The organism is Streptomyces sp. NPDC020996 (assembly GCF_040641355.1).
Lineage (GTDB): Bacteria > Actinomycetota > Actinomycetes > Streptomycetales > Streptomycetaceae > Streptomyces.
This window is the reverse complement of sequence record NZ_JBFADM010000013.1, coordinates 47,686-59,079: the sequence shown is the minus strand read 5'-3', so window position 1 is coordinate 59,079 and position 11,394 is coordinate 47,686. Positions and strand designations below refer to the sequence as shown.

General features: G+C 74.3%; 11 protein-coding genes. 3 read left to right on the top strand and 8 right to left on the bottom strand.

All coding sequences use genetic code 11. The features are described 5' to 3' along the window. Nucleotides 1–69 precede the first annotated feature (69 nt). Complete coding sequence (locus tag AB0G63_RS12410) at nt 70–1,053, top strand: aldo/keto reductase (protein WP_360748408.1); 984 nt, start codon at nt 70–72, stop codon at nt 1,051–1,053. A gap of 50 nt (nt 1,054–1,103) precedes the next feature. Here AB0G63_RS12410 and AB0G63_RS12405 read toward each other — a convergent pair whose 3' ends face one another. Next, on the bottom strand, nt 1,104–1,454 hold the full coding sequence (locus AB0G63_RS12405; protein WP_360748405.1) for a hypothetical protein: 351 nt from the start codon (nt 1,452–1,454) through the stop codon (nt 1,104–1,106). 155 nt (nt 1,455–1,609) lie between these two features. Here AB0G63_RS12405 and AB0G63_RS12400 point away from each other — a divergent pair, with 155 nt between their 5' ends. Further along, nucleotides 1,610–2,113, top strand: coding sequence for a DUF6328 family protein (locus AB0G63_RS12400; protein WP_360748402.1), 504 nt, complete (start codon nt 1,610–1,612; stop codon nt 2,111–2,113). On the opposite strand, the gene AB0G63_RS12395 is transcribed toward AB0G63_RS12400, so the two are convergent. Both AB0G63_RS12395 and AB0G63_RS12390 read right to left on the bottom strand, forming a co-directional pair. Further along, entirely contained in the window at nt 2,034–2,741 is a 708-nt protein-coding gene (locus tag AB0G63_RS12395; RefSeq protein WP_360748664.1) for a DUF2238 domain-containing protein, read from the bottom strand. The genes AB0G63_RS12400 and AB0G63_RS12395 overlap by 80 nt on opposite strands. 123 nt (nt 2,742–2,864) lie before the next feature. After that, a complete protein-coding gene (locus tag AB0G63_RS12390) occupies nt 2,865–3,836 on the bottom strand; it encodes an LLM class F420-dependent oxidoreductase (protein WP_360748399.1) in 972 nt (323 codons plus the stop codon). Nucleotides 3,837–3,930: 94 nt separating this feature from the next. Between AB0G63_RS12390 and AB0G63_RS12385 the strand changes: the two genes are divergently transcribed. Further along, a complete protein-coding gene (locus tag AB0G63_RS12385) occupies nt 3,931–5,376 on the top strand; it encodes a serine hydrolase domain-containing protein (protein ID WP_360748396.1) in 1,446 nt (481 codons plus the stop codon). Here AB0G63_RS12385 and AB0G63_RS12380 read toward each other — a convergent pair. From AB0G63_RS12380 to AB0G63_RS12360, 5 genes are all read right to left on the bottom strand, one after another. Then, complete coding sequence (locus tag AB0G63_RS12380; RefSeq protein ID WP_360748393.1) at nt 5,368–7,047, bottom strand: serine/threonine-protein kinase; 1,680 nt, start codon at nt 7,045–7,047, stop codon at nt 5,368–5,370. The two genes, AB0G63_RS12385 and AB0G63_RS12380, sit on opposite strands and share 9 nt — an antisense overlap. A gap of 173 nt (nt 7,048–7,220) precedes the next feature. Continuing rightward, nucleotides 7,221–8,180 (bottom strand): threonine/serine dehydratase, encoded by a 960-nt coding sequence (locus tag AB0G63_RS12375; protein ID WP_360748390.1) that lies wholly within the window; start codon nt 8,178–8,180, stop codon nt 7,221–7,223. A 97-nt stretch (nt 8,181–8,277) separates the two neighbouring features. Then, on the bottom strand, nt 8,278–9,327 hold the full coding sequence (locus AB0G63_RS12370; RefSeq protein ID WP_360748387.1) for a polyprenyl synthetase family protein: 1,050 nt from the start codon (nt 9,325–9,327) through the stop codon (nt 8,278–8,280). Then, on the bottom strand, nt 9,324–10,364 hold the full coding sequence (locus AB0G63_RS12365) for a tetratricopeptide repeat protein (protein ID WP_360748384.1): 1,041 nt from the start codon (nt 10,362–10,364) through the stop codon (nt 9,324–9,326). Before AB0G63_RS12365 ends, AB0G63_RS12370 begins: the two co-directional genes overlap by 4 nt. A 192-nt stretch (nt 10,365–10,556) precedes the next feature. Continuing rightward, nucleotides 10,557–11,234 (bottom strand): AIM24 family protein, encoded by a 678-nt coding sequence (locus tag AB0G63_RS12360; RefSeq protein ID WP_360748381.1) that lies wholly within the window; start codon nt 11,232–11,234, stop codon nt 10,557–10,559. Nucleotides 11,235–11,394: the final 160 nt, after the last annotated feature.

Sequence of the window (11,394 nt, the reverse complement as noted above, 5' to 3'; positions counted from 1 at the left end):
TCGCGGGCGGTGCGCGGAACCCGAGCGGCCGGTTCCGGGGGCGGGTGCGGCGGATGACAGACTGGCGGCATGGAAGAGCGCGTATTCGACAGGTCCGGCCGGCACGCGTCCGTCGTCGGGCTCGGGACATGGCAGCTGGGCGCCGACTGGGGCGAGGTCGACGACAAGGACGCCCACGCGGTGCTGGAGGCGGCGGCCGAGTCGGGGGTGACCTTCTTCGACACCGCCGACGTGTACGGCGACGGGCGCAGCGAGCAGACCATCGCCGCCTTCCTGCGCGGCAGGCCGGACCTGCGCGTGCTGGTGGCCACCAAGATGGGCCGCCGCGTCGAGCAGCTCCCGGAGAACTACGTACTGGACAACTTCCGCGCCTGGAACGACCGTTCCCGGCGCAACCTCGGCGTCGACCGCATCGACCTCGTGCAACTGCACTGCCCGCCCACCCCCGTCTACTCCACCGACGAGGTCTTCGACGCCCTCGACACCCTGGTCGAGGAGGAGCGCGTCGCCGCCTACGGCGTCAGCGTGGAGACCTGCGCGGAGGCGCTGACCGCGATCGCCCGCCCGAACGTGGCGAGCGTGCAGATCATCCTCAACCCGTTCCGCATGAAGCCGCTGCGCGAGGTGCTGCCCGCGGCGCGGGAGGCGGGCGTCGGCATCATCGCGCGCGTGCCGCTGGCCTCCGGCCTGCTGTCGGGCAAGTACACCAAGGACACCGTCTTCGCCGCGGACGACCACCGCACCTACAACCGCCACGGCGAGTCCTTCGACGTCGGCGAGACGTTCTCCGGCGTCGACTACGACACCGGCGTCGAGGCGGCCGCCGAGTTCGCCGCCCTCGCGCCCGAGGGACACACCCCGGCCCAGCTCGCCCTGCGCTGGATCGTCCAGCAGCCCGGCGTGACCACCGTGATCCCCGGCGCCCGCTCACCGGAGCAGGCCCGCGCCAACGCGGCCGCCGCCGCCCTGCCCGAGCTCGGCGCCGAGACCCTCGACGCGATCCGCGACCTCTACGACCGCCGGATCAAGGACCAGGTCGAACACCGCTGGTAGGACCGCGCGGGCACGCTCACGGCTCCGGCACGCTCACGGCTCCGGCACGCTCACGGCTCCAGGAGCAGCTGCCACTCCTGCTCCTGGTCGCCGGAGACCGACCCCTGGTCCTGCGCGGTGAAGGCGTGGTTCAACGCCTCGCGCGCCTTCGCCACCGCCTCGGGGGCGCCCTGCACGGTGACCGTCACCGCCCCGGACAGACGACCGGCGCCGCCGCCCGCTCCGCCGTCCCGCGACGGGCCGGCGGCATCGTGTTCGAACGTCGCCGTGTGGATCGTGGCCCGTTCGTCGGCGGGCAGTTCCCGCGCCGAACCGAAGGCGGGTTCCAGGGCCCGTACCACGGCCCGCGCGTCGGCGGCGCTGCCGCCGCTGAGGGTGAGGGTGAGCTCGGTAGCGGACATCGTCGACGCACTCCTCGGCTGGTCGTCGTGAGCCATGCGCTTCGTGTAGCCGTCCGGTGACCGGCCAAACAGCCCGCCGTCCGGACCGGTCAACCCGGCCGAACCGGGAACACGGCCCGGAGAGGCGACATCGGCCGGGAGAGCCGGGAGGAACGTTGGCGGACAGGGAACACGGTGCGGACCCGGTGAACGACTGGGGACGGCACGAGACCGAGGAGGAGCGGGCCGACCGGAAGTGGACCGAGCTCATCCAGGAGGTCAGGGTCGCCCAGACCGGGGTGCAGATCCTGTTCGGTTTCCTGCTGACCGTCGTGTTCACACCGAAGTACGGTCAGCTGGAACAGACCGACAAGACCATCTACATCGTCACCGTCGTCCTCGGCGCCGCCACCACCGGGGCGCTGATCGGGCCGGTGTCGCTGCACCGCCTGGTGTCCGGGCGGCGGATCAAACCGCAGGCGGTGGAGTGGGCCTCCCGGATGACGTTCGTCGGCCTGGTGCTGCTGCTGGCCACCATGACCAGCTCGCTCGTGCTCATCCTGCGGGTGGCGACCCACAACGGGGCCGTGTCCTGGATCGTCACCGGCGTCGTCGCGTGGTACCTGCTGTGCTGGTTCGGGGTGCCGCTGTGGACCCGGCACCGCCATACGACGAGGTGAGGCCCGGCGCCGCCAGCTGCCGGTCGTGCAGGCGGCCGAGCAGCAGCACCGACAGGGTCGCGCCGACCAGCGCGCAGAACATGTCCCACTGGGTGTCCCACACATCGCCCTGCGTGGCGAGGAAGGCGTCCGCCGCCTGGCCGCCGACCACGGCGGCCAGCCACTCCAGCATCTCGAACACCGCGCTGAAGGCGAGGCAGGCGCACACGGTCAGCGGCGCCAGCCAGCGGCTGCCGCGCAGCGGCGAGGTGCGGCTGAGCAGCTCCCGCACCAGCACCGCCGGCACGAAGCCCTGCATGAGGTGCCCGAAGCGGTCGTAGGGATTGCGGTCCAGCCCGAAGGTGTCCCGCACCCAGTCGCCGGCGGGCACCTGGGCGTAGGTGTAGTGCCCGCCCACGGCCAGGACGAGCGCGTGCGCGGCCAGCAGGCAGCACAGCAGGTCCGTCAGCGGGAAGCGCCGCCGGGTCAGCACCGCCAGCGGCAGCCCGATCAGCACCCACACCGTCTCCAGGAACCAGGTGGTGCGGTCGTGCGGGGCCCAGGCGGAGACGGCCAAGCCCGCGACGACGACGGCGGCGAGCAGCGCGGGCAGCCGCCGCCGGGGCGGGGCGGGACGTGCGGCGGTCATGGTGGTCATGGGGGGCTCCTCCTCGTTGAGCCCCCATCGTGGCCGCGCGGGCCGCGACGAGGCATGAGTACGGCTACTCAGCGCGCCTGCGTCGCTGCCCCCTGCGAACCGGTGCCCGCGACGTCAGCCGAGTGCGTCGCGCAGCGCGGGCAGCAGCGTCTGCGCCGCCCAGTCGATGAACTCCGGCTGGCTCTCCCCGCCGATCTGCACCAGCGCGATCTCGTCGAACCCGGCGTCGGCGAACGGCCGCACCGCCTCGACGAAGGCCTCCGGGTCGGCACCGCACGGGATCGCGGCGGCGACGTCGTCGGGCGTCACGAACTGCGTGGCCGCCTCGAACGAATCCGGGTGCGGCAGCTCGGAGTTGACCTTCCAGCCGCTGCCGAACCAGCGGAACTGGTCGTGGGCGCGTTTGACGGCCGTGTCCCGGTCGGGGTCGTAGCAGACCGGCAACTGGCCCACCCGCGGCTTGCCCGCGCCGCCGTGCCGGTCGAAGGACTCCAGCAGGCCCCGCTCCGGCTCGGTGGCGATGACCAGGTCGGCCAGCCGCCCGGCCAGGGCGCAGGACCGTTCGCCCGAGACGGCGACGCCGATGGGCGGCGGCTCGTCCGGCAGGTCCCACAGCCGCGCCGACTCCACGTCGAAGTGCTTGCCGCGCCGGGTGACATGGCCGCCGTCGAACAGCGCCCGGATGATCCCCACGGCCTCCTCGAGCATCTCGTGGCGCACGTCCACCGACGGCCGGCCGCCGCCCACCACGTGCTCGTTCAGGTTCTCGCCGGAGCCCAGACCGAGCCGGAACCTGCCCGCGGAGAGCAGTTGCACGGTCGCCGCCTTCTGCGCCACGACCGCCGGGTGGTAGCGGACGGTCGGGCACGTCACGTACGTCATCAGCGGAATGCGCGAGGTCGCCTGCGCGGCGGCGCCCAGCACGCTCCAGGCGTACGGCGCGTGGCCCTGGGCGCGCAGCCAGGGGAAGTAGTGGTCCGACGTCACCGAGAAGTCGAAGCCCGCATCCTCGGCCCGCACCACATGGTCGACGAGCTCACGGGGGCCTGCCTGCTCCGTCATCATCGTGTATCCGATCTGCACCATGGGCGCCGGGTCCCCTGCGCGGGCGGCCGGAAACGACAGCCCCGACAGCCCCGACGGCGCGGTCACGGGCGGGCCCGCGGGGCAGGATGCCGTCATGAGCGCTCGCCCGCTGCCGCTCGGCAGCCCCTCCGCCCAAGGCGTCGACGCGTCCGGCGTCCACGCGTTCCTCGACGCCGTCGAAGCCGCCCCGGACATCGAGCCGCACAGTGTGATGGTCGTCAGGCACGGCCGTCTCGTGGCGTCCGGCTGGTGGGCGCCGTACACGGCCACGCGCCCGCACCTGCTGTACTCGCTCAGCAAGAGCTTCACCGCGACGGCCGCCGGGCTCGCCGCCGCCGAGGGGCTGCTGGACCTCGACGCCCCGGTGATCTCCTACTTCCCGGAGTTCGCGGCCGACGTCACCGACCCGCGCAGCCGGGCGATGCTGGTGCGGCACGTGGCGTCCATGTCCAGCGGTCACCGGACCGAGACGCTCGAACGGGCGCGCGCCGCGGACCGCGAGGAACTGGTGCGCGGCTTCCTCCGGATTCCTCCGGACGGCGACCCGGGCACCGTGTTCGCCTACAACCAGCCCACCACCTACACCCTCGCCGCGATCGTCCAGCGCGTCACCGGTCAGCCGCTGAGCGCCTACCTGCGGCCCCGGCTGCTCGACCCGCTCGGGATCGGGGAGATCGCCTGGCTGCGCGATCGGGCCGGCCGCGAACTGGGTTTCAGCGGGTTGCACGCCACCACCGACGCGATCGCCCGGCTCGGCGAGCTGTATCTGCGCGACGGCGTGTGGGAGGGCCGGCGGCTGCTGCCCGAGGGATGGGCGGCCGAGGCGTCGCGCGCGCACATCGACACCGCCGACGGCACGCCCGAGGGGGCGCTGCCGGACTGGCAGCAGGGCTACGGCCTGCAGTTCTGGCGCTCCCGGCACGGTTACCGCGGCGACGGGGCGTACGGCCAGTTCTGCCTGGTGCTGCCCGAACAGGACGCCGTGGTCGCGACCACGGCGGCGACGGTGGAGATGCAGCGACTCCTGGACCTGGTATGGACGCATCTGCTGCCGGCCTTCCGCCCCGGACCGCTGCCGGGCCGGACGGACGAGGACGCCGCGCTGCGGGAACGGCTCGCGCGGCTGGCCCTGCCGCCCGCCGAGGGCCGGCCCGCCCCGCCGGACCGGGCGACGGAGTGGTCCGGCGCCGTGTTCACCCCGCGGGGCGGCCGGTGCGCGGGGCTGCCGAAGCTGACCGAGGCCGGGGTGACGGCGGACGCGGACGGCTGGACGCTGACGCTCACCGAGGACGGCCACCGGCTCCCCTTCCGGATCGGGCGGACCGGCTGGAGGGAGGCCGACGAGCCGCTGCCGACCGCGGTCAGCGGGGGGTGGGCGGACGCCGGCACCCTCGCCGTGGACATCGTGTTCCTGGAGACGCCGCACCGGCTGACGGTGACGTGCTCGCTGCCGGACGGGACGTTCACGGCGAGCTGGCGTACGACGCCGCTGCACGCTCCGGGGCTGCGGGCGATGCGCGCGCCCCGGTACTCAGGCTGACGGCATCCGGAAGGTCCACAGGACGGTCGCGAGCGCCTGCCGGGCGGCGGAGTCGTCCCAGTCGGCGGCCGGCGTCGTCCAGCGCAGCGAGAAGCCGCGCCCGCCGCCGAGCACGACGCCCCGGCCGAAGGTGCGCACCTGCGTCCCGTGCACCTTGGACAGCCACTCCATGTCGGCGGCGCTGCGGCCCTGGTAGGTCGTCGCCCGGATGTCGCCGATCCGCCGGTAGCCGGGGTAGCGCTCCAGCTCGGGCTCCACGTCGTCGCGCCACACGGCGACCGGGTCCGGGCCCACCCGCGTGCTGTAGGTGACCGCGAGGGTGCGCGGGTCGCCGTGTGCGCCGAAGGTGACGCGGTAGGCCACGCCGGACTGACGGTCGGTCCGCAGCCGCGTCCAGCCGTCCGGGAGGGCGACGGAGAAGCCCTCGGGAGCGGTGTACCGGTGGAAACCGGGCGGGAGGGCGGTGGCCGACGTCGATCCGGACGCCGACGCCGACGCCGACGCGGAGGCCGAGGGCGACACCGGGGGCGACGCGGACGCGGAGGGGGGCCGGGTGGCCGCGGCGGAGGGTACGGGGGTGGAGGCGTGGCCCTCGGCGCGCCTGCCGGGTCCGGTCTGGGGCGCGGTGGCGGCGGTGGTCGCGGTGGCGGACGGGCGGGGTGCCGCGCCCGTGCCGGTGCTGTCGAGGCCGGGCAGTTGCCGGGTCGCGGCGAGGACGGCGACCACGACGGTGACGACGGCCAGGGCGGTGCCGGCCGTCATGGCGCGCCCGCTCCAGCCCGGGGCGGCCTGCGCGGCGGCGGTGAACACGGCGCGCAGCCGGTGCCCGGCCGACGCCGGCGCGGTCTCCCCGGTGTCCTCGGTGAGGACGGGGCTGAGGGCCTGCCGGAGCGTGGTGCGGGTGATGCGCTCGTGGGAGTCCTTGCGCAGCAGTCCCTGCACGGTCCGGGTGAGCTGCCCCGACCGCACCGGTGTGCGCAGCGGGAGCCGGTCCACGGCGCGCAGCGTGGACTCCGGGCGGCCGCGGTCCCGGAACGGCGGGCGCCCCTCCAGCATCGCGTAGAGCATGGCTCCGAGGGCCCACAGGTCCGCCGCCGGTCCGATCCGCTCGTCGCGGGCCTGCTCGGGGGAGGCGTACGACGGTGCGGTCAGCCGCGGGCTGAGGGTCGCGCCGGCCAGCCCGAACCCGGCGACCACGACCGGGCCCCGGTCGGGCACGAACACCTGGCCGGGGCTGAGTTCTCCGTGCGTGATGCCCTGGCCGTGCGCGGCCTCGAGGACGTCGAGCAGCTCCCACGCGATGCGCGCCGCCCGTGCCTGGTCGAAGGCGCCTTCGCGGAGGAGTTCGCCGAGGGGGGTGCCGTCGACCCACTCGGCGACCGTCCACAGCACGCCGTGCTCCGCCACCGCGTCGACGACCGTGGCGACCCGGCCGGGGCACAGCCGCCCCATGGTCTCGGACATGCTGATGACGCGGGCGGCGGCCCGGGGCCCGGCTTCGCCGTCGGGGTCCGTCGGCAGGACGATCTGGGTGAGCAGACAGGGCCGCTGGGTGCCGACGTCCTTGGCGTACCAGCAGATTCTGTTCGTCTCGCGATGGACGATATCGACGAGTTGGTATCTTTCGGCAACCAACTCGTGTGTGAAGACATGCGCCTTGACCATGGTCATCCCTCGCCGAACCCCTGGCTCACCTTTCCCCCAGAGGTACGCGGGGCGCCACGGGCAGCGTTCAAAGAATCCGCGATCAAGCGGTGTTTTCTGAAATTCAGTCACAATCCGACCGGCGTTTGTCTCGAATCCGGCGGTTATTGACGAGGATTCAGCAGGGCCGTGCCGTGAATTCAGCGCAGGCCGAAACGCTCCGCCCAGGCCGCCACGTCACCGGTCGTGGCGTTCCCGCCGCACACCACCAGGGCGAGCCGCGCCCCGTCGCCGACCCGTTCGAGGACCCGCCGGGCCGCCGGCAGGAGGCAGCCGGCGGCGGGCTCGGCCCACACCTTGGCGTGCTCGGCGAAGTCGAGCGTGCCCCGCACCGCCTCCCGGTCCGGCACCACCAGCACCTCGTCGACCAGCGCCGAGACATGGTCGTACGTCAGCCGCGACACGGACGGCGCGCTGAGCGTGGACACGATGGAGGACAGGGCGACCGGTACCGGCCCGCCCGCCGCCAGCGCCCGTGACATGGCCTCGGCGCCCTCGGTCTCCACGCCCCAGATCCGCACACCGGGCCGGCGGGCGCGCAGCGCCGCCGCCACGCCTGAGATCAGCGCGCCGCCCCCGACGCTGACGAGCACGTCGGTGAGGTCGCCGGCGTCCGCGGCCAGCTCCAGCCCGACGGTGCCCTGCCCGGCGAGCAGGACCGGGTCGTCGAACGGGTGGATCAGGGTCAGGCCCTCGTCCCGCAGGCGGTGGGCCAGCTCGAAGGCCTCGTCCATGCCGTCGGTCAGGCGCACCGACGCCCCGGCCTCCCCGACGATCCCGACACTGCGCGCGGGCGCGGAGCGCGGCATGACCACCGTCGCCTTGACGTGCAGGGCGGCCGCCATGACGGCGAGGGCGATCCCGTGGTTGCCGCCGCTGACCGCCACCACGCCCGCCGCGCGCTCGGCCTCGCTCAGCGCCAGCAGCTTCGCTGCCGCGCCGCGCGCCTTGAACGAGCCGGTGCGCTGGAGGACTTCGAGCTTGACGGTGACCGGGGCGCCGAACAGGGCGGTGAGGCCCGGGCTCGGCAGCGTGGGCGTGCGCACCACGTGCCCGGCGATCCGCTCGGCCGTGGCTTCGATCTCCGATAGTCCGATCATGACGGTCGACCTTCCGGCGCGGGGGCAGTGGGGGCGCGCCACCACGACCCTGACGCCTCGGCGCGGCGAAGGTCAACTCGCCGCCGCGTGCACCGCCTCACAGATCGCGGCGCACCAGGAACTCCAGCAGCGACCGCAGCTCCTCCAGCGCGGGCGGCCGCAGGGAGGCGTCCGCGAGGGCGTCCGCCACGGCCGCCGTGTGCCGCCGCGCCTCGGCCAGCGCCGCCGACCGGCCGCCCGCCGCGTCGATCAGCGCGGCCGCCTCCCGCCACCGCTCCGGTGGCGCGGCCGGAGCCTCCAGGGCCGCGGCGAGCCGGCGGGCCGGGGCGTCCGCGCCCTCCAGCGCGGCCAGCACCGGGTACGTCTTCTTGCCTTCCCGCAGGTCGCCGTGCACGGGCTTGCCGGTGACGGCGGGATCGCCCCAGATCCCCAGCACGTCGTCGGTGATCTGGAAGGCGATCCCGAGATGCCGCCCGGCCCGGTCGAGGGCGGCGACCGTCGTGGGGTCCGCGCCGCCCAGCAGGGCGCCGAGCGCGCCCGCGCAGCCCAGCAGCGCGCCCGTCTTGTGCTCGGCCATCGCCCGGTACTCCTCGGGCCGCACCCGCCGTGGCCCGGTCCAGGGCCGGGCGGCGAACAGCAGGTCGTCGGCCTGGCCGCGCACCAGGTCGCCCAGCGCCGCCGACAGCGTCCGCACGGCCCGCGGCCCCGCCGGAGCGGCGGCCAGCACCTCCACGGCCAGCGCGAACAGCGCGTCGCCCGCCAGCACCGCGGGACCCGTGCCGTACGCCTTCCACACCGTCGGCCGCCGCCGCCGGGCCTCGTCGCCGTCCATGATGTCGTCGTGCAGCAAGGAGAAGGTGTGCACCAGCTCCACCGCGACGGCCGCCGGTACGCCGGCCCGCCCGGCCGCCCCCGCCGCCTCGGCGCCGAGCACGGCCAGCGCCTGCCGCAGCCCCTTGCCGCCGGACGCGACGGCGGGCGCCCCGCCCACCTCGCACCAGCCGAAGGAGTAGGCGGCCATCTCGCCCACCCACGGGTGCATCCGGCCGACGGCCTCCGCGAGAGCCGGCCGCGTCAGCTCACGACAGCGGTCGAGGACCGCGTACGCGTCCGCCGGCGCCCCGAGCGCCGTGGGAACCGCCGTCATCGCACGACCTCCGCCCGGACGCCGAGTTCCTCCTCGGCCCGGGCCACCATCTCCCGCGCGTGCCGCAGCCCGAGCCGGTCCAACTCGCCCGCCAGTTCCACCAGTTCGGCGGCGGTCGCGGAACGGTCGCGGCCCAGCCGGGCCAGCGACTTGACCAGCCCCAGCCGCGCCAGCGCCTGCCCGCGCGGCTCGCTCATCGCGGTGAACTCCGCCAGCGCCCGCGCGTACAGCTCCCGTGCCTCGGCGTACCGTCCGGCGCGGTACAGGACGTTGCCGCGCATCTTGTGGTTGTAGGCCAGCGCGCTGGAGAGGTCCATCGCACGGCACTCCGTCTCCGCCTGCGACAGCAGGGCCAGCGCCCGCTCGGTGTCACCGTCCCGGACGGACACGACGTCGGCGAGCCCGCGCAGCGCCCAGGCGTGGCCGCGCCGGTCGTCGGCGCGCCCGGCTATCTCGGCGGCCTCCTCGAACAGGGCGTAGGCGGTGTCGTACGACCCGGTCTGGCGGTGGATCTGCGCGATGCCCTCCAGCGCCCACACCGTGTGCCGGGCCTCGCCGCGCCGCCGCGCCTCGGCCAGCAGCTGCTCGTGCAGCCTGCGGACGGCCTCGTAGTCGCCCTGGATGCGCCCGGTCTCGGCGAGCCCGGCGAGCGAGTAGCCGCGTACGACGACATCGCCGCCGCGCTCGCCGAGTTCGGCGGCGAGTTCCAGCAGCCGCCGGGCGAGCGGGAACGCGCCGCGCTGCCGGGCCAGCGTGCCGCCGCTCCACAGTGCCCAGGCCATCGCCGCCGTGTCCCCGGCCGCGCGGGCGGCGCGGTAGCTGGCCTTCCACGCCCGGTCGGCGTCGGCGACCTGCCCCAGCCGGCGGTGCGCCTCGGCGACCGCGAGCCCGGAGCGCGCCGCCTCGCCGTGCTGCCCGGCCTGCTGGGCCGCTCTGAGCTGCTCGGTGCCGGCGGCGAGCACGTCGGTCAGCGAGGAGTTGACGGACAGGGTGGTGAGCGCGCCCTGGTACTCCGGGGCGAATGCCTTGCCGTACATCGATGCCTTCCCGTTCGTATGCGCACTGTGTATACAACATGTGTATACACAGTGCGCATAGTGCGTCGGAGATCCGCCCCGGCCCGGTCGGGCCGAGGCGTGATCTGTTGCCGGTCAAGACGCCGGGGGAGAGGAGGGGGTTGCTCGTGAGACGCGGATCACCGGGCGCCGTTCACGGTCACCGGGCGCGGATCAGTGCTGCTGGGCCCGCTGCGGCGTCGCCTCGCTCGGCCGTACGACGACGTGGCCCTCGCCCTCCAGCATCAGCTGCACGGCCTCGCCGGAGCCGCCGCGCAGCATCGAGCCGATGGACTGCGAGCGGTGCAGCGAGGTCCGCAGGCCGTTCGTCCAGCCGACGACGGCGTCCGTGTCGACGTACACCGGGTACTGCGGCGAGACCGGGATGACCAGGGGGTTGCCCTCGCACACCAGGCCCAGCCTGCCCTGTCCGGTGAAGACGCTGTTGAACAGGCCGCCGCCGGCGATGCCCGCGCCCTTCACGGTGGCGATCCGGTACGACAGGGAGGCGTCGAAGCACAGGACGTTGCGGCCGTTGACGGTGAACTCGTCGCCCGGGTCCACGTCGACGACGAAACAGTTCTGCGCCTCGTGCGCGAACCAGGCCTCGCCCTGTCCGCGCACCGCCATCAGCGGCAGGCCCTCACCGGTGACGGCGCGCTTGAGCATGCCGCCCACGCCCTGCCCCTTGCGCTCGAACTGCAGGTTGCCGCGGTAGGCGATCATCGCGCCCTGGCGGGCGAGCATCTCGCCGTTCACCGCGTACTTGACGCACTTGGCGTTCTCGACCGTCATGCCGGGCGCGGTGGCCGGCCGGACCATGTGCTCGCTGGAAAAGAGGTCACCCTTCATGCGGGCATCCTGTCCCGGAGGATCCCGCTCCGCCAGGACGGCGGAAGCGCCGCGCGCGGGGAGGGCGCGGCCGGGCCCAGGACCGCCGCTCCGGGTGCGAGATGAGTCACATTCATTCCGTGCAACTTTCTTCCGGCTCGTCACATCTCCGTATGCAACG